Annotated in this window: 14 protein-coding genes, 2 tRNA genes, 3 rRNA genes and 1 pseudogene; 3 read left to right on the forward strand and 17 right to left on the reverse strand. The window is 38.3% G+C overall.

All coding sequences use genetic code 11. The annotated features are described in order from the left end of the window. Positions 1 to 347 precede the first annotated feature (347 nt). Positions 348 to 1379, reverse strand: coding sequence for a threonine aldolase family protein (locus tag AC5LXV_RS01585; RefSeq protein WP_493467210.1), 1032 nt, complete (start codon positions 1377 to 1379; stop codon positions 348 to 350). Between the two features lie 73 nt (positions 1380 to 1452). Between AC5LXV_RS01585 and mobB the strand changes: the two genes are divergently transcribed. Together mobB and mtgA are read left to right on the forward strand one after the other, a co-directional pair. Further along, on the forward strand, positions 1453 to 1947 hold the full coding sequence (mobB, locus tag AC5LXV_RS01590; protein WP_110422376.1) for a molybdopterin-guanine dinucleotide biosynthesis protein B: 495 nt from the start codon (positions 1453 to 1455) through the stop codon (positions 1945 to 1947). Positions 1948 to 2028: 81 nt separating this feature from the next. Beyond that, positions 2029 to 2721, forward strand: a complete 693-nt coding sequence (gene mtgA, locus AC5LXV_RS01595; protein ID WP_493467211.1) for a monofunctional biosynthetic peptidoglycan transglycosylase — start codon at positions 2029 to 2031, stop codon at positions 2719 to 2721. A gap of 9 nt (positions 2722 to 2730) precedes the next feature. On the opposite strand, the gene cobB is transcribed toward mtgA, so the two are convergent. Next, the gene (gene cobB / locus AC5LXV_RS01600; RefSeq protein ID WP_493467212.1) at positions 2731 to 3417 is read right to left on the reverse strand and encodes a Sir2 family NAD+-dependent deacetylase; all 687 of its coding nucleotides are present in this window, start codon (positions 3415 to 3417) and stop codon (positions 2731 to 2733) included. Positions 3418 to 3469: 52 nt separating this feature from the next. After that, positions 3470 to 4294: a hypothetical protein gene (locus tag AC5LXV_RS01605; protein WP_493467213.1), complete on the reverse strand. Its 825-nt coding sequence runs from the start codon at positions 4292 to 4294 to the stop codon at positions 3470 to 3472. Between the two features lie 188 nt (positions 4295 to 4482). Between AC5LXV_RS01605 and AC5LXV_RS01610 the strand changes: the two genes are divergently transcribed. Then, the gene (locus tag AC5LXV_RS01610) at positions 4483 to 5172 is read left to right on the forward strand and encodes an aspartate/glutamate racemase family protein (RefSeq protein ID WP_493467214.1); all 690 of its coding nucleotides are present in this window, start codon (positions 4483 to 4485) and stop codon (positions 5170 to 5172) included. Here AC5LXV_RS01610 and AC5LXV_RS01615 read toward each other — a convergent pair. The 14 genes and pseudogenes from AC5LXV_RS01615 to hflC all read right to left on the reverse strand — a co-directional run bounded on the left by AC5LXV_RS01615 (position 5158) and on the right by hflC (position 19707). Beyond that, on the reverse strand, positions 5158 to 5457 hold the full coding sequence (locus tag AC5LXV_RS01615; RefSeq protein WP_493445610.1) for a hypothetical protein: 300 nt from the start codon (positions 5455 to 5457) through the stop codon (positions 5158 to 5160). The two genes, AC5LXV_RS01610 and AC5LXV_RS01615, sit on opposite strands and share 15 nt — an antisense overlap. Positions 5458 to 6312: 855 nt before the next feature. Next, a complete protein-coding gene (gene rpoH / locus AC5LXV_RS01620; protein ID WP_493445611.1) occupies positions 6313 to 7173 on the reverse strand; it encodes an RNA polymerase sigma factor RpoH in 861 nt (286 codons plus the stop codon). Positions 7174 to 7335: 162 nt separating this feature from the next. Continuing rightward, on the reverse strand, positions 7336 to 8310 hold the full coding sequence (gene ftsX, locus AC5LXV_RS01625) for a permease-like cell division protein FtsX (RefSeq protein WP_493467215.1): 975 nt from the start codon (positions 8308 to 8310) through the stop codon (positions 7336 to 7338). Then, positions 8310 to 8969 (reverse strand): cell division ATP-binding protein FtsE, encoded by a 660-nt coding sequence (gene ftsE, locus AC5LXV_RS01630; RefSeq protein WP_110432230.1) that lies wholly within the window; start codon positions 8967 to 8969, stop codon positions 8310 to 8312. The genes ftsX and ftsE overlap by 1 nt, the downstream gene beginning before the upstream one ends. A 9-nt stretch (positions 8970 to 8978) precedes the next feature. Beyond that, a pseudogene (gene ftsY / locus AC5LXV_RS01635) lies at positions 8979 to 9902 on the reverse strand (signal recognition particle-docking protein FtsY); the annotation flags it as partial. Positions 9903 to 10057: 155 nt separating this feature from the next. Further along, entirely contained in the window at positions 10058 to 10624 is a 567-nt protein-coding gene (locus AC5LXV_RS01640; RefSeq protein WP_110422370.1) for a pseudouridine synthase, read from the reverse strand. 75 nt (positions 10625 to 10699) lie between these two features. Then, positions 10700 to 10815 (reverse strand): 5S ribosomal RNA (gene rrf / locus AC5LXV_RS01645). A 134-nt stretch (positions 10816 to 10949) separates the two neighbouring features. Then, positions 10950 to 13848, reverse strand: a 23S ribosomal RNA gene (locus AC5LXV_RS01650). A 208-nt stretch (positions 13849 to 14056) separates the two neighbouring features. Then, positions 14057 to 14132 (reverse strand) — tRNA-Ala (locus AC5LXV_RS01655). A 49-nt stretch (positions 14133 to 14181) separates the two neighbouring features. Then, positions 14182 to 14258 (reverse strand) — tRNA-Ile (locus AC5LXV_RS01660). A 55-nt stretch (positions 14259 to 14313) separates the two neighbouring features. Next, positions 14314 to 15851 (reverse strand): 16S ribosomal RNA (locus AC5LXV_RS01665). The 16S, 23S and 5S rRNA genes sit together here with 2 tRNA genes alongside, the layout of an rRNA operon. A gap of 301 nt (positions 15852 to 16152) precedes the next feature. Beyond that, positions 16153 to 17334 carry a formate-dependent phosphoribosylglycinamide formyltransferase gene (purT, locus tag AC5LXV_RS01670; RefSeq protein ID WP_493467216.1) on the reverse strand — a complete coding sequence of 394 codons (1182 nt, stop codon included), beginning with the start codon at positions 17332 to 17334 and terminating at the stop codon, positions 16153 to 16155. Between the two features lie 92 nt (positions 17335 to 17426). Further along, positions 17427 to 18725, reverse strand: coding sequence for an adenylosuccinate synthase (locus AC5LXV_RS01675; RefSeq protein WP_110432227.1), 1299 nt, complete (start codon positions 18723 to 18725; stop codon positions 17427 to 17429). Between the two features lie 19 nt (positions 18726 to 18744). Then, positions 18745 to 19707 carry a protease modulator HflC gene (gene hflC, locus AC5LXV_RS01680; protein WP_110432226.1) on the reverse strand — a complete coding sequence of 321 codons (963 nt, stop codon included), beginning with the start codon at positions 19705 to 19707 and terminating at the stop codon, positions 18745 to 18747.

Consider the following 19707-nt stretch of genomic DNA (forward strand, 5'->3'; position numbering starts at 1 on the left):
TAATAAATCGCTGAGGTTCAACGTTAAAAAAGCCGTTCCTCAACATTTTGGCAAATACAATTTTTAATCTCCTTAGATTAGCCATACTTTTAGTAGATAAGTTCATTGCCAAGCTTAGCTGGTATAAAGAGGATTTTTAGCGATCTCATAGTTTAAAACCCCTGCTTCTCAATTATTTATAATACTGTTTTGGCCTTTTTGATCACTAATGCTTTTAGGAGATTACATGATTATAAAGCTTAGCTGAGGTAACTGGGATTTTCAGTCATACAAGATTTCCAAAATCCCACTCCTCAACTTTTTTATTTTTAAGATTATTAATAACTCAATAAATAAAAAAGCCGTTATTAATTTTTAAGCAGTTTCTTTAGTTGTGTAGCAAAGTTTTCAATTTCGACTTCTTGGGTCGACCATGAAGTACAAAAGCGTAAGCAAATATGGTCGGGATCGCTTTGTCCTAAATTATCCACCGCATAAAGCGACACAATTTTATTGGCTAGTTGATTGGGCAGTTTAACAAATAACTGATTGGTTTGTGGTGTTGCTGCAAAAGTAAATCCTTGATTGTCAAATAAGGTTATCAGTTTTTCAGCCATGGTATTACTATGTTTACCTAAAGAGATATAGAGGTCATTTTTCATTAATGCTTTAAATTGCACGGCTATAATCCAACTTTTCGCTAATATTGCCCCTTTTTGTTTCATATTAAAGCGGAAGTCATGATTGATAGTATGATTATTAAATACCAATGCTTCACCAGCAAAAGCACCAACTTTAGTACCACCAATATAAAATACATCAGTATATTTAGCTAAGTCAGGAAAAGTAATGTCATTATCTTTCGCACCTAATGCCATTGCTAAACGAGCACCATCTAAATAAAGGTAAAGGTGGTTTTTTTGACAAAATTGATACAATTCTTTCAGTTCTTGCTTGCTATATAGAGTACCTAATTCGGTGGTATTGGAAATATACACCAGTTTGGGTTGAACCATATGTTCGTCACAATGATAATCTAAAACCGGTTTTATTAATTCTGGGGTTAATTTACCATCTTCGGTTTTAACTGTTACCACCTTATGCCCTGTCGCCTCAATAGCGCCAGTTTCATGCACATTGATATGTCCGGTCTCGGCTGCAATCACGGCTTGATAAGGTTTTAAAATATGGGAAATTGTCGTTAAATTGGTAATGGTTCCTCCTGCCATAAAATGGATATCGGCATTCGGTGAATTTAATATTTGTCTAATGTGATTGATGGCATCATTACAACAATCATCTAAGCCATAACCACTCAATTTTTTATTATTGATATCGATAAATTCTTTTAATAATTGAGGGTGAACCGTTTGGTTATAATCATTTAAAAAATCGTACATACCATTACCTTTAATCTTGTATAAAATGATGTAATATTTGCACTTAAATATAACACGATAATGTTGAAAATCTATGAATGGTAAAAAAATTATTGGGATTACTGGATATAGTGGATCTGGTAAAACTACCTTATTAAAAAAAATTATTCAGTTAATGGTGTTGCAAAATGTTAAGGTGGGGTCACTAAAACATGCCCACCATGATATTGAGTTAGATATCCCCGGTAAAGATAGCTATGAGTTACGCAAAGCAGGTTCACTACAAACGATTATTGCGTGTGATAAACGTTATGCATTGATTGAGGAAACACCAGATATTCCTGCCGATTTAAAAACGTTGATTGATCGTTTTACTGATGTTGACGTGATATTTATTGAAGGATTTAAAGATGAGCAAATTCCCAAAATTATGTGCCATCGTAAAGCCAACGCCAAACCATTATTTATTGATAATTTTACCATTGCCGTTGCCAGTGATGAGTCTTTAAACATATCTGTACCAGTATTAGATATAAACCAACCAGAACAAATAGTTAAGTTTATAAATAATAGTTTATTTAAATGTTAATATAGCGTATCTTGCTTAACGGTTTTTTTGCTAGATTAATTCTTTATTTAACTATTTTTAACTAATCATATTTGGACTACTATGAAACGCAAATTAAGGAAAACATTAAACCTCATAAAAAAAATCATACTTGGATTTATGCTTGTTTCGGTTTTTCTTATTTTATTAATGCGTTGGTTTAATCCGTTTGGTTCAATGTTGATGGTGGAAAGAAAGATCGCTCATTGGAATATCACTCAGCAACGCACCTGGAAAGATTGGGATCTGATTTCAGATAATATTAAAATTGCGGTGATTGCCGCTGAAGATCAACATTTTGCCGATCATTGGGGGTTTGATTTTAAAGCCATTAATCGCGCATTAATTCATAATCAAAAAAACCAAAAGATGATTGGCGCGAGCACCATAACTCAACAGGTGGCAAAAAATATATTTCTATGGCCATCCCGAAGTTGGATCCGTAAAGGTTTTGAGTCATGGTTTACCGTTTGGATTGAGCTTATTTGGTCAAAACAACGTACACTTGAGATCTATTTAAATAGCGTTGAATGGGGTGAAGGAATTTATGGCATTGAAGCGGCTTCTCGTCACTATTTTAATGTCAGTGCTAGCCAATTAACGCCAAATCAAGCGAGTTTATTAGCGGCGACCCTACCAAATCCAAGAAAATGGAACCCAGCTAATCCTAATGATAGGATCCAAAAAAAGGCCGAATGGATTCGTCAACAGATGATCAATTTAGGTGGTAAAAATTACCTGAAACAGCTCAAGTGATATTACTTATTAAATAAATTTTTTAATATATTCCGGCACCACTTGACTTGCAGAACCGTAAATTTTAGTTTGAAATAAGTTTTCACCTAAACTTGGCTCTAAATTAAGTTCTACCGTTTTAACGCCAAATTGATTCGCCATTTGCACAAATCCAGCCGCTGGATAAACATTTCCTGAAGTACCAATTGAAATAAAATAATCAGCATTTGAGATCGCATCATAGATTTCATCCATCTGTAATGGCATTTCACCAAACCAAACTATATGTGGGCGAATCTGTTTGTTTTCTTCATAATTGACATCTTGATAATAATCAATAATCTCTCCAGTTTTTTCATTGCGAACCTTTAATAATTCACCATGCATGTGGATGATATTTTTTGAACCGGCTTTTTCATGCAGGTTATCCACATTTTGGGTAATAATTAGTACATTATCCGAGCCTAAAGTCTGCTCTAATTGCGCCAAAGCAAAATGAGCCGCATTGGGTTTTACCTCAGGATTTTGTAACTTATTGCGTAGCATATTATAAAAATTATGTACACCAATGGGATCACGCAAATAACCTTGGTAGGTGGCAACATCATCCACATTATGACCTTCCCACAATCCATTTTGGGCGCGAAAAGTTGATAAGCCAGATTCAGCAGAGATACCGGCACCTGTTAAAATGACTATTTTAGGTGTTTGCAACATATTTGTTTGCCTTTTATTAATAAGTTAAATCATCTACTATAATTAAACATCATTATTGACTATATTCTGTGGTAAATATATGTAAAGCGGGTTTGCTTAACTTTTGATATTGGCTATAAGCAGTTGCTACTTTAAGCCTTGTTTCATCTTTTGCTTCACCATTCAACCAACTACTAATCATAGCATGAATACTATAAGCTTCCGGTGCCATACGGTGCAGGGTTAAAATAAGTGGTGTTATACCTAATCGAGATAATGGCGGCGTAAAATACTTCTGACTTTTACAGGCAAATACGGCTGCATAGCGTGTTTTTTGTTTCTCTTGTTCTGCTTTTGAAAGGGTATACCAACGCCAACTATCTGGTAAATAATTCCACCAAGACCATTCCATTAATGCATCATGTCCAACATAAACAACTAAATGAGCTTTTGCTCCGGCCGCAATTTGATCTTTATCGATTAAAAATGATGCTGATTTTTTTCCAGCTGAATAACTAATAAAATCATCTACTGTGTCGTTGATATATTTACCATCATATGCCTGAGCAATAAGATAGACATCCTTGCTTTGATGTTTATAAATTATTTCCTCTAATATTTTGCCTTTATTGGGTTTATTAACTTGTAGAACTTGCCACTCTTTTTGTTTAGCAAAATAGGTTTTAAAACCATAAGCCGCGCCCCAATAAAGATTATTTTTCGGATCTTGACCATTACCAATTGCCGCAGGTACTGGAGCGATAGCCTGATATTTGTTATCACATAATGCCACTAGCACATGGATAACTTTTGGTTCAGCCAAACATGAAAATGATAGCATTAGCAATCCAAATGAGAGAAATGCTAAATAGTTTTTATAGTTTTTATAGTTTTTCATTAATAATAAACATCCATTTATCAACCAACGGCTACAATGCGTTTTTTAACTCATTTACTACAACGATCTTACTACAACGATCTGATAGTTGATGATATTTTATTCTAATTCATCATCTTTACATACTAATAATTATAATTAATAATCAATTACTACTAGTTACGAGAGAATATAATGGAGTATTACAAATGAAAACAATTGGATTGATTGGTGGCATGAGTTGGGAAAGTACCGTTACTTATTATCAAGTTATCAATCAAGTTATTGGCAAATCACTTGGTGGATTACATTCAGCCAAAACACTGTTATATAGTGTCGATTTTCAAGAGATAGAAAGTTGCCAAGCGAATAATGAATGGGATAAAAGCGCGGTTATTTTAACCGATGCGGCGAAAAGATTAGAATTAGCCGGCGCTGATTTTATTATTATTTGTACCAATACCATGCATAAGGTTGCAGAGCAAATTCAAAAGGCCATTACTATTCCTATCATTCATATCGCCGACGTAACGGCCAACCATTTGATCAAAGATAAAATAAAATCAGTTGCATTACTTGGTACCAAATACACCATGGAGCAAGACTTTTACAAATCAAAACTAATTGAAAAAGGCTTAAATGTTTTAGTCCCTGATGAACAAGATAGAATAATCATCAATAATATTATTTATGATGAACTTTGCCTTGGAAAAATTAAACCTGAGTCTAAGCAAGCTTACCTCAATATTATTGATAAACTTGTTAAGCAAGGTGCTGAAGGGGTAATTTTAGGCTGTACTGAGATTGGTTTATTAATCTGCCAACAAGATTACGCCATCCCTTTCTTTGATACAGCCCTATTACATGCCCAAGAAGCAGCATGGTTAGCGATTAATTGATCGCAAAGCTGTATAGGCAGAATTACACTCTCTCTTCGCTGATTCCGGATTTTTTTCTATCAATTGCTTAAAATGATTTATAGTATTTTCTAAAGATTCTTGAGGATCAGCCGGGAGTTTAGATGATAATTGTAATTCGTGAACTAACTTTATATAGCGATCACAGTCAATAACCCCGGTATCAATGGATAAATCAGAAGATGTATTTTTAGCACTATCATTACAAGCAATTAAACTAACAGCAATTAGACTAAATAAAATAACTCTCAATAAACTTTTTAACATTCTTTATCCCTTATATAAAAGCAAACTTTTAGATAATTATCTGATTAATCTTAAACTATCGTGTATAAAAACACCTTAAATATAACTGTGTTATTCAACTAGTTGGCATGCTTATTTTTAATATTCGTTCAAATATCATAATACTAATTGAAGTAAATAATAACATTAAATCTTCACCGATAAATGATAAAGAGATGTAATGTTCATAAAGCGTGTTATTAACAGATAAAATTAATGATCATAGTGGTCTAGTAGTTAATTCTATAACGTCGCAAACAACAAATTTATTAGCAAACTTATAACAATAAATTACTCAATTTGCTAAAAATAGTCCGATTTACGATAACTTAAAATCCATAATCTAAATTGCAAGAAACCATAAGTTAAAATTGCCATAATAATGGTATCGATTAAGGTAATTAAAACTGCTCGCCATGTAGAAAATTTAGTTGGAGCAATATCAGAGTAAATTTCATAACTATGTGTAATAAAAAATAAACTTATAAGGGTAAACCAATATTTTTAAAATTAAAAAATAATAGTAATACCATTCCAATAAGTATCGTTATTAAAAAAATACAAGTCAGTATGGTCATAAATTTGCAATATTTATTAAGATATGACTGAGACTAAGAAATATTATTATTGATTTTTATTTATAAAATACAGCTTATCAGCCAATAAAAAACAAAAAAATAAAAACATAATTTTTTATTACTAAATGGTAGTTTTAATTGTTAACTTATTTATTAGCTACATTAAATTCAGCTTATAAAAAAGCCCCCCTGTAATTGGTTGTCCAACTATTGGGGGTCACTTCAAAAGTAGGGCTTATTTATTATTAATAAAAATCAATTATGCTTCTATAGCCACTCGTAATTTTTTCATGGCATTTTTTTCAAGTTGGCGAATACGTTCAGCAGAAACGCTGTATTTATCGGCCAATACTTGCAATGTTGATTTACTATCATCAGCATCTAACCAACGTGCTTTAATAATATCTTGACTACGTTCGTCTAATTGAGATAAGGCATCATGTAGCTTATCGGTTGCGTCATTTTCCCAATTGTCATTTTCAATCGATTTTGAGAAGTCAGAATTGCTATCTTCTAAATAAAGAGCTGGTGCAACAATTGAATTATCATCATCATCACTATCTATATCAAATGACATATCTTGCGCAGCCATTCGTGATTCCATCTCTAAGACATCTTTACGACTCACGCCTAGCTCATCGGCAACCAGATCGACTTCAGCACTATTAAACCAACCTAAACGTTGTTTATTTTTTCTTAAATTAAAAAATAATTTTCTTTGCGCTTTAGTGGTTGCAACTTTAACAATACGCCAGTTTTTTAATACATATTCATGAATTTCGGCTTTTATCCAATGCACGGCAAAAGAGACTAAACGCACGCCCATTCCTGGATTAAATCGACGTACCGCTTTCATTAAACCAATGTTACCTTCTTGAATCAAATCAGCTTGTGGCAAACCATAACCAGAATAGCCACGAGCAATATGCGCAACAAAGCGTAAATGCGATAAAATTAATTGTCTTGCTGCATCGACATCATCATGATAATAAAGTCTTTCACCTAGAGACTTTTCTTCCTCAGCTGTTAACATCGGATAGGTATTTATCATGCGAAGGTATGATTCGATATTTCCTTGTGGGATTAAAGCACCTGCTTGCATTTTTAAATCAGTAGTCATTTAATTCCCCCTTAAATTAAACTAATTTTGCTACACGCTATTAATGTAGCAATTTAAAATCTTTCTGTTTAGTTAGACCACCAAAATGTGATTTAGTTCACATTTTTATCATTATATTTGCAGTAAAGCATCCAATAAAAACCGTAGATAATTAATCTACAATTATGAGACTATCACCATTTCGTTCAAATACTTTTTAGTGGCAATAAATGCTGAAAGCCAACCTATAATTATCGAAAATAAAATAATTAATAAACTTTCATCCCATGAAAGACCATTGATACTAACTATTTTTCCAAAAACATTGGATACTTGCAACATGGTTGAATCTATTTGAAGAATAAATACTTTCGATAGAATGAGAGCCAAAATAGCACTTATCAATCCTGTGAAAATGCCATTATATAAAAATGGTCGTAAAATAAAACCTTCTGTTGCACCAATTAATTGCATAACGATAATTGTTTGCCTTCGAGCAACTATATTCAAGCGGATACTATTACCAATAACTAATGATACCGCAATAACCATAAAGATTGAAATGGTCCAAACTATGGATTTTACCATATTAGTTAATGCCATTAATCGAGTAAACCAACTATCATCAAGATGCACATCATCAACCCCTACTATTTTCTGTAGTTCTGCTTGTAATGCATGTAATTTATTGGTTTGTTTAGCTGTTTCAATTGGAAAGACAATAGCAACCGCCGGTAATGGGTTTTCAGTCAGTAAGTCAAGAGCATCATCAAATCCAGACCAAGCTTTGAATTCTTCACGAGTTTCGTCGCGAGAAAGATAAATAACATTTTCGACTTCAGAAATTGCCTTAAATTTATCAATTAAATCTTTGCTTTGCTCTTCACTTAATGTTTTGTCGATATATACCGTTAAATTTGGTGTTGGATACCATTGTTCTGCAGCTTGATTGGCATTTTTCAATAATATATAGCCGATTGTCGGTAATGTAATTGAAATAGCAATAACAAAAATTGTTAGCAACGAGGCAAAGATGTTTTGGTAAAAATAGTTAAACACATTATGCCATGCGTAACCAATCTGTCTTTGCCAGCGCCCTAAAAAACTATGGCTCTTGTGTTTTTTTTGTTTAGATGGCTTAAACTTTGCCTTTATCATCAATTTTTAACCTCTAAACGTCCTTGATTCAAATTTAATATTCGGTGATGTTTTCGACGAATAAGCCCCATATTATGGGTTGCCATTAACACCGTTACCCCCGCTTGATTAAATTCTTCAAATAATTTTAGTATATCTTTTGACAGTTTATTATCTAAATTCCCCGTCGGTTCATCAGCAAGAAGTACAGTTGGGCGATTGACAATTGCTCGGGCAATACCTACTCGTTGCTGTTCGCCACCAGATAACTGTATAGGATAAAATTTCATTTTATCAATCAAGCCTACTTTATCTAAGGATGCTGAAACACGCCTTTTAATTTCGTCAGCAGGCTTACCTAAGATAATCAATGGAAACGCTACATTATCATAGACAGTATGATCAAATAACAATTGATGATCTTGATAAATCATACCAATTGTGCGACGCAAAAATGGCATCTGATGTTTTTTTAATCGGGAAACATCAACACCATTTAATAATACTTTGCCATCATTCGCTTTTTCTAAACCACAAATCAAACGCATCAATGTGCTTTTACCGGCACCTGAATGACCGGTTAAAAAGGCCATTTCCCCGGGTGATAAAGTAAAAGTTATATTTTGCAAAGCTGGCTTGCCACCAAGGTAAACTTTGCTAACGCGTTGAAATTGAATCATGATTTATCTCTACTCTTCTGCTTCATCAAAAAGTGCATCAATAAAATCATCTGCAACAAATGGCCTTAAGTCTTCAATTTTTTCACCGACACCAATATAACGGATTGGAATATTAAACTGATCAGCAATGCTGAATATAATACCACCTTTTGCAGTACCATCTAACTTAGTTAATGTCATCCCTGTTACACCAACAGCTTCATTAAATAATTTCGTTTGACTAATGGCATTTTGACCGGTTCCAGCATCAATAGTTAACATGATTTCGTGTGGCGCAGTTTCATCTTGTTTTTTAATTACTCTGACTATTTTTTTCAACTCATCCATTAGATGAGATTTATTTTGCAAACGACCAGCTGTATCTGCAATTAATACATCAATATTTTTCGCTTTTGCCGCCTGCATAGCATCAAAAATTACTGACGCTGAGTCAGCATTAATATGCTGAGCAATGACAGGGATATTATTACGCTCACCCCATACCTGTAACTGTTCAACGGCAGCTGCACGAAAAGTATCACCAGCGGCAAGCATAACCGATTTCCCTTGTTGTTGAAATTGACGGGCTAATTTACCTATGGTTGTGGTTTTGCCAACGCCATTTACACCAACCATTAATATAACGAAAGGCTTATGCTCTTCTAAATTCAACGGTTGTTGAGCACCATCTAAAATAGATTTCATTTCATTTTTTAATAGATCATGTAATGCATCGGCATCTTTTAACTCTTTTCTCGAAGCTTGCTGCGTTAACGTAGTTATTAATTTTTGTGTGGTATCAAAACCAATATCCGCAATAAGTAATTGTTCTTCTAATTCTTCAAATAGCTCATCATCGATCTTTTTTCCTTTAAATAAGCTAAGAAAACCAGATCCTATATTTTGTTTAGTTTTAAAAAGACCTTTTTTTAAACGAGAAAAAAATCCTTCTTTCTTTTTTTCAATCATAAATAACTTATCCCATGATCAATGTTGGTGATCATTTTATCTTATTTTAGTTTAAAGCCCAACGGATTCGAGCAAAGAGAATCATATTATTGATCTATTTGATCCTACAAAAATAGAATTCTTTAAGGATCATAAATTAATTATCTAATATAAAGATCGTTAATGTTAATAGATCGCCATTCGCCTAACGGTAAGTGATGAGTAAATAAATTATAGTTACCAATCTGAACGCGAATTAAGCGTAAGCAAGGAAATCCAACAGCAGCACACATTCTTCTAACTTGCCGATTTTTTCCTTCGGTTATGGTAATAGTGATCCATGAAGTCGGAATTGTTTTGCGTTCTCTAATAGGTGGAACTCGTTGCCACAAATTAGTTGGCTCATCGAGAAAAGTCACTATTGCCGGTGCCGTATGAAATTCCTTTAGTTGAACACCTCTGGTTAATTTATCAATCGCTTGGTTATCAATTAGCCCTTCCACTTGTACCCAATAAGTTTTAGGTAATTTAAACTTTGGCGAACTAATTTTTGCTTGTAATTGACCATCGTTGGTGAGTAATAATAATCCTTCACTATCAGTATCTAAACGGCCAGCAGGATAAAATCGTGGTAAGGATATATAATCTTTTAACGTCTGATATTTTTCATGAGCAGAAAATTGCGTCACAACATTAAACGGTTTATTAAAGGCGATTAAGGAACTCATCTTATCCCCAGAAGAATTAAATAATCTTAGAATGCAAAAAAGCCCAGCATCACTGCTGGGCTCGTGTATTTAAAAGTCTGGCGGCACCCTACTCTCACATGGGTAATACCCACACTACCATCGGCACTACGGCGTTTCACTTCTGAGTTCGGCATGGGGTCAGGTGGGACCACCGCGCTATTACCGCCAGACATATTCTGTCTTCTCTTCTTCCAATTGCTGCGTATTATCTCATATCCGCCACAATCGCTCAATCCGGAACAAACTGTTTGATTATCTCATAATCAATCTTTATCTTCGCGTATCCAAAACAACTCCGAGTTGTAAGGTTAAGACTCTCGGTTCATTAGTATCAGTTAGCTCAATGTATCACTACACTTACACACCTGACCTATCTACGTCTTAGTCTCAAACGGACCTTACTGATTCTCATCAGGGAAAACTCATCTCGAGGCTAGTTTCGTACTTAGATGCTTTCAGCACTTATCTATTCCGCACGTAGCTACCGGGCAATGCAATTGGCATCACAACCCGAACACCAGCGGTGCGTTCACTTCGGTCCTCTCGTACTAGAAGCAAACCCTCTCAATTTTCCTACGCCCATGGCAGATAGGGACCGAACTGTCTCACGACGTTCTAAACCCAGCTCGCGTACCACTTTAAACGGCGAACAGCCGTACCCTTGGGACCTACTTCAGCCCCAGGATGTGATGAGCCGACATCGAGGTGCCAAACACCGCCGTCGATATGAACTCTTGGGCGGTATCAGCCTGTTATCCCCGGAGTACCTTTTATCCGTTGAGCGATGGCCCTTCCATTCAGAACCACCGGATCACTATGACCTACTTTCGTACCTGCTCGAGCCGTCACTCTCGCAGTCAAGCTAGCTTTTGCCATTGCACTAACCTCCTGATGTCCGACCAGGATTAGCTAACCTTCGTGCTCCTCCGTTACTCTTTGGGAGGAGACCGCCCCAGTCAAACTACCCACCAGACAGTGTCCCTTACCTCGATTCAGAAGTATAGGTTAGAACATCAAACATTAAAGGGTGGTATTTCAAGGTTGACTCCATGCATACTGGCGTACACACTTCTTAGTCTCCCACCTATCCTACACATTAAGGCTCAATGTTCACTGTCAAGCTATAGTAAAGGTTCACGGGGTCTTTCCGTCTTGCCACGGGTACACCGCATCTTCACGGCAAGTTCAATTTCACTGAGTCTCGGGTGGAGACAGCCTGGCCATCATTACGCCATTCGTGCAGGTCGGAACTTACCCGACAAGGAATTTCGCTACCTTAGGACCGTTATAGTTACGGCCGCCGTTTACTGGGGCTTCGATCAAGAGCTTCTGCTTACGCATAACCCCATCAATTAACCTTCCAGCACCGGGCAGGCGTCACACCGTATACGTCCACTTTCGTGTTTGCACAGTGCTGTGTTTTTATTAAACAGTTGCAGCCAGCTGGTATCTTCGACTGATTTCACCTCCATCCGCGTGGGACTTCAATTACCATCAGCGTGCCTTCTCCCGAAGTTACGGCACCATTTTGCCTAGTTCCTTCACCCGAGTTCTCTCAAGCGCCTTAGTATTCTCTACCTGACCACCTGTGTCGGTTTCGGGTACGATTAACTATAACCTGAAGCTTAGAGGATTTTCCTGGAAGCAGGGCATCAATTACTTCAGCACCTTAGTGCCTCGTCGTCACGCCTCAGAGTCTTAGTGACCGGATTTGCCTAATCACACCCCTACACGTTTAACCCACCATCCAATAGGTGGTAAACCTAGCCTTCTTCGTCCCCCCATCGCAGTTATAGCCAGTACGGGAATATTAACCCGTTTCCCATCAGATACGCCCTTCGGCCTCTCCTTAGGGGTCGACTCACCCTGCCCCGATTAACGTTGGACAGGAACCCTTGGTCTTCCGGCGAGCGGGCTTTTCACCCGCTTTATCGTTACTTATGTCAGCATTCGCACTTCTGATACCTCCAGCATACCTCACAATACACCTTCAACGGCTTACAGAACGCTCCCCTACCCAACACACTTTCGTGCACTGCCGCAGCTTCGGTGCATAGTTTTAGCCCCGTTACATCTTCCGCGCAGGCCGACTCGACTAGTGAGCTATTACGCTTTCTTTAAATGATGGCTGCTTCTAAGCCAACATCCTAGCTGTCTAAGCCTTCCCACTTCGTTTCCCACTTAACTATGACTTTGGGACCTTAGCTGGCGGTCTGGGTTGTTTCCCTCTTCACGACGAACGTTAGCACCCGCCGTGTGTCTCCCATGATTAAACTTGTCAGTATTCGGAGTTTGCATCGGGTTGGTAAGCCGGGATGGCCCCCTAGCCGAAACAGTGCTCTACCCCCAACAGTTACTCATGAGGCGCTACCTAAATAGCTTTCGGGGAGAACCAGCTATCTCCCGGTTTGATTGGCCTTTCACCCCCAGCCACAGGTCATCCGCTAATTTTTCAACATTAGTCGGTTCGGTCCTCCAGTTAGTGTTAACCAACCTTCAACCTGCCCATGGCTAGATCACCGGGTTTCGGGTCTATACCCTGCAACTTAACGCACAGTTAATACTCGGTTTCCCTTCGGCTCCCCTATTCGGTTAACCTTGCTACAGAATATAAGTCGCTGACCCATTATACAAAAGGTACGCAGTCACTATTACCTAATGGTAACAGCTCCCACTGATTGTACGTACACGGTTTCAGGGTCTATTTCACTCCCCTCCCGGGGTTCTTTTCGCCTTTCCCTCACGGTACTGGTTCACTATCGGTCAATCAGGAGTATTTAGCCTTGGAGGATGGTCCCCCCATCTTCAGACAGGATATCACGTGTCCCGCCCTACTCTATAAGCTTCCACATAATGCATCTTCGTGTACGGGACTTTCACCCTCTATCGTGCGACTTTCCAGACGCTTCCACTAACACAATATGCTACCCGCTTGGGCTCCTCCCCTTTCGCTCGCCGCTACTTAGGGAATCTCGGTTGATTTCTTTTCCTCGGGGTACTTAGATGTTTCAGTTCTCCCGGTTCGCCTCATCTGACTATGTATTCATCAGATGATAGTGCAGTCGCCTGCACTGGGTTTCCCCATTCGGACATCAACGGTTATAGCGCCTTTTATCGACTTACCGTTGCTTTTCGCAGATTAACACGTCCTTCATCGCCTCTGATTGCCTAGGCATCCACCGTGTACGCTTAATTTCTTAACCTTACAACTCACAGTTGTCTTGGTTTTAATTACGCTTTCTTCTCTTTCTTATCTCAAACTAATATATTTTCATACATCAATTTGCCATAAAAACGAGAACTCGTTTCTTTCAGCTTGTTCCTAATTGTTAAAGAGCTTTATCTTTCTATTCATTCGAATATCAAATAAATACAAACATAATTTATATATAATAAAAGAGACTTCTTTAATGGTGGAGCTAAGCGGGATCGAACCGCTGGCCTCCTGCGTGCAAGGCAGGCGCTCTCCCAGCTGAGCTATAGCCCCATTGTCTCACTTCATCAACTAATCAAGCTATCCGCTTAAGCAGTCGAATTGGTGGGTCTGAGTGGACTTGAACCACCGACCTCACCCTTATCAGGGGTGCGCTCTAACCACCTGAGCTACAGACCCAATAAAGTGACTCTTTCTAAACAAACAATCTGTGTGAACACTTACGAGCTCTTCGTAAGGAGGTGATCCAACCGCAGGTTCCCCTACGGTTACCTTGTTACGACTTCACCCCAGTCATGGACCACACCGTGGTAAACGCCCTCCTTGCGGTTAAGCTATCTACTTCTGGTGCAACCCACTCCCATGGTGTGACGGGCGGTGTGTACAAGGCCCGGGAACGTATTCACCGTGACATTCTGATTCACGATTACTAGCGATTCCGACTTCATGGAGTCGAGTTGCAGACTCCAATCCGGACTTAGACGTACTTTATGAGGTCCGCTTGCTCTCGCGAGGTCGCCTCCCTTTGTATACGCCATTGTAGCACGTGTGTAGCCCTGGTCGTAAGGGCCATGATGACTTGACGTCGTCCCCACCTTCCTCCGCTTTATCAACGGCAGTCTCCTTTGAGTTCCCGGCCGAACCGCTGGCAACAAAGGATAAGGGTTGCGCTCGTTGCGGGACTTAACCCAACATTTCACAACACGAGCTGACGACAGCCATGCAGCACCTGTCTCACAGTTCCCGAAGGCACTCTCGCATCTCTGCAAGATTCTGTGGATGTCAAGACCAGGTAAGGTTCTTCGCGTTGCATCGAATTAAACCACATGCTCCACCGCTTGTGCGGGCCCCCGTCAATTCATTTGAGTTTTAACCTTGCGGCCGTACTCCCCAGGCGGTCGATTTATCGCGTTAGCTTCGGAGCCCATCACTCAGGGCAACAAACTCCAAATCGACATCGTTTACAGCGTGGACTACCAGGGTATCTAATCCTGTTTGCTCCCCACGCTTTCGCATCTCAGCGTCAGTATCTGTCCAGAAGGCCGCCTTCGCCACCGGTATTCCTCCACATCTCTACGCATTTCACCGCTACACGTGGAATTCTACCTTCCTCTACAATACTCTAGTTAACCAGTTTTAAGTGCAATTCCTAGGTTGAGCCCAGGGCTTTCACACCTAACTTAATTATCCGCCTACATGCCCTTTACGCCCAGTCATTCCGATTAACGCTCGCACCCTCCGTATTACCGCGGCTGCTGGCACGGAGTTAGCCGGTGCTTCTTCTGTAATTAACGTCAATTGACGCACCTATTAGATACATCACCTTCCTCATTACCGAAAGTACTTTACAACCCGAAGGCCTTCTTCATACACGCGGCATGGCTGCATCAGGGTTTCCCCCATTGTGCAATATTCCCCACTGCTGCCTCCCGTAGGAGTCTGGACCGTGTCTCAGTTCCAGTGTGGCTGGTCATCCTCTCAGACCAGCTAGAGATCGTCGCCTTGGTAAGCCTTTACCCTACCAACTAGCTAATCCCATATGGGTTCATCAAATGGCGCATGGCCCGAAGGTCCCATGCTTTGGTCTCTCAACTTTATGCGGTATTAGCAGTCGTTTCCAACTGTTGTCCCCCTCCATTCGGCAGATCCCCATACTTTACTCACCCGTCCGCCACTCGTCATCAAGTGCAAGCACTCATGTTACCGTTCGACTTGCATGTGTTAAGCCTGCCGCCAGCGTTCAATCTGAGCCATGATCAAACTCTTCAATTTAAAGTTTGATGCTCAATAACTGTCTCTGACATATTCAAATGAATCTTCAGTGTCACTTATCAAGACTTAATTTTTTTAGTCCGTAGACTTTTAATTTTTCGTCTCGTAAGTGCCCACACAGATTGTCTGTTTCTTCTTTTTAAAGAGCTGACAGCTTATTAATTAACTTCACAATTTCTTGTTTTAGTTTGCTGTCTCAAGGGTTGCGTATGTTACGCATTTCGAATGCCGTAGTCAACCCCTATTTTAGAAAATTCTTTTTTTTTGTATCAAGTGATTTATTTTTAATCAAAATAGCGGTTTATAGGGTTATTTTTAGCTGATTAATTGCATTAACCGCTTTTTTAATTGCTTCACCTACCGTTGCAGCTTTAGCTAAAGCAACGCCCATTCTTCTGGTTCCTTTAACTTCTGGTTTACCAAATAAACGTAAATCAGTATCAGGCTCACTTAATACTTTATCTAAATTAGCGAAAGTAACACTATCCGAATCACCATTTGCTAACAATACTGCCGAAGCACTTGGACCATATTGTTCAATTAATGGTACTGGTAATCCGAGAATTGCTCTGGCATGCAATGCAAACTCCGACAGATTTTGCGATATTAAGGTCACCATTCCAGTATCATGTGGTCTAGGTGATACTTCACTAAACCATACCTGATCGCCTTTAACAAATAATTCTACACCAAATAAACCATAACCACCTAGAGCTTGGGTCATTTTTGTAGCGATATCTTTAGCTAAGCATAATGCATTATCTGACATCTGCTGTGGTTGCCAAGACTCGCGATAATCACCGTTTTCTTGTCGATGACCAATAGGTTCACAATAGGAAACACCATTAATGTGTCTAACTGTTAATAAGGTAATTTCATAATCAAAATCAACGAAACCTTCAATAATGACTTTACCGCTACCAGCTCGGCCACCTTCTTGTGCATATTTCCAAGAAGATTCAATATCCGCGTCACTTCTCAATAAAGATTGTCCTTTGCCAGAGGAACTCATTACGGGTTTAACTAAACAAGGAAAACCTATTTCCTTAACTGCGAGTTTATATTCAGCTTCATTTGATGCAAAACGGTATGGTGAGGTTGGTAACTTAAGTTCTTCTGCGGCCAGACGACGAATACCTTCACGATTCATCGTTAATTGCGTCGCTTTCGCGGTGGGAATAACAGTAAATCCGGCTTCTTCTAATTCGACCAAGGTGTCGGTTGCTATTGCTTCTATTTCAGGAACAATATAGTCAGGTTTTTCAGCCTCGATAACTTTTCTAAGTTCATTACCATCTAGCATATTGATAATATGATAACGGTGGGCAACTTGCATCGCAGGTGCATTAGCATAACGATCAATAGCAATAACTTCACAGCCAAAACGCTGCAATTCAATAACAACTTCTTTGGCTAATTCACCTGCGCCACAGAGTAATACTTTTGTTGCACTAGGTGATAACGGTGTCCCTATTTTCGCCATAATATCCTCTTATAGGTTTAGACCATTATACTTTATTAATAAGCTTAAAATAAAAAATCGGGATAATTTTCCCGATTTTTCTTAATTTAAAATTATACTGAATATGGATCACGTAAAATCATAGTTTCACTTCGATCTGGTCCAGTCGAGATAATATCAATTGGTGTTTCAGTTAATTCTTCAATTCGCTTGATATAAGCTTTAGCCGCTTGTGGTAAAGCGTCATAACTTTTTATACCAAAAGTTGATTCGCTCCAACCTGGCATAGACTCATATACTGGTTTGACTAAACTCCAATCTTCAGCGGCAGCCGGTGCATTTTTAATCACATCACCATTTGGTAATTGATAACCGACACAAATTTTTACCTCTTTAAGACCATCTAAAACATCAAGCTTAGTTAAACAAAAGCCAGAAACTGAATTAAGTTGCACCGCTTTGCGTACCGCAACAGCATCGAGCCATCCAGTACGACGACGACGACCGGTGGTTGCGCCAAATTCATTACCTTGCTTACAGAGATATTCACCAACGTCATCAAATAATTCCGTTGGGAAAGGACCTGCACCAACACGAGTTGAATAAGCTTTAACAATACCTAATACATAACCAACATAACGAGGACCAAAACCAGATCCTGTTGCGACACCACCAGCTGTGGTATTTGAAGAAGTAACAAAAGGATAAGTACCATGATCGATATCAAGCAGAGTACCTTGTGCACCTTCAAACATGATTCTTTCGCCTTTTTTACGAGCATCTTCTAAAAGGGTCGGAATATCGGCAATCATAGCCACTAAAATATCGGCAATCGCTAAAGTTTCATCAAGAACTTTCTGATAATCAACAGCTTCTGATTTGTAGTAATTAACTAATTGGAAGTTATGATACTCCATGACTTCCTTCAATTTTTCAGCAAATGCTTGGCGATCACGTAAATCACCAACACGTAGTCCACGACGGGCCACTTTGTCTTCATATGCAGGACCAATACCACGACCGGTGGTACCAATTGCTTTATTACCACGAGCTTTTTCTCGAGCTTGGTCTAATGCTATATGGTAAGGCAAAATTAAAGGACATGATTCTGAAATAAGAAGTCTCTCTTTAACCGGAATACCATTATCCTCAAGCTCTTTCATCTCTTTCATAAGCGCATCAGGGCAAAGCACAACACCATTAGCAATGATACTAATGACGTCATTACGTAAAATACCTGATGGAATTAGATGTAATACTGTCTTTTCACCATTAATAACTAAGGTATGACCAGCATTATGTCCGCCTTGATAACGTACCACATATTTTGCTTTTTCTGTGAGTAAATCAACAACTTTTCCTTTGCCTTCATCACCCCATTGTGTACCTAGCACAACAACATTATTACTCATAGTTTATTTACTCATTGTGTTATTTGTTAGACTTTAGTTTCATGTATTTGAAAAATTCACTATCAGGACTAATGACCATAACATCATTACCTGTAAAACTTTGTTCATAAGCTTTTAAACTACGAATAAAGCTAAAAAACTCAATATCTTTACCAAAAGCATCCGCATAAAGTTTAGCTGCATTTGCATCACCTTCACCACGAATAGCACGAGCTTGGCGCTCTGCTTCTGATATAATCTTAGTTTTTTCAAATGTAGCTTCTGCTCTTATTTCTTCTGCCGTTTTTTTACCTTCATAACGCTTTTCACGCGCGATAACACCACGTTCAGCTCGCATGTTAGCATAAATTGATTCGGATACTTCAGCTGGGAAATTAATTTGTTTGATTCGAACATCAACCACAACTACCCCAAAAGCCCTTAAACTGGTTTTACTATTTTCAGGATCTTTTTTCGCATCAGTGACTAATTTATCAATAGGTAAATTTTCTTCAACATCTTGCAGTGAGCCATTTAGCGCATCTTTAACACTCGTCATCAATGAATTTCTTGATTTAGTATCAGCGTTAGAATCATTAATGATATCTCGGTTACTTAATTTACCAATTTCAGAACGCAAACGACCATTTAAGCGAGCCAATATTAAGTCATTGACATCATTACCACCAGCAATAGTTTCATAATAACGGTTAAAATCAACAATTTTCCACTGGACAAAATAGTCAACAATTAACTCTTTCTTTTGAACGTTAAAAAAGCGTTTTTCATTATTATTATTTGAACTATTAGTAGTTTGTATTTTAGCGTCGATGGTTTTAATACTATCAACCAGTGGCATTTTAAAATGTAAACCTGGTTCTGATAACCCAATTATCTTATTAAAACGTAAGACAACACCGCGCGTACCTTCCTCAATAACATAAACACTTGAATAAAGTACAACCATTAAAATTAAAACTATAGGAATCAATAATTTTCGCAT

Source organism: Gilliamella sp. LMG 34359, assembly GCF_984569085.1.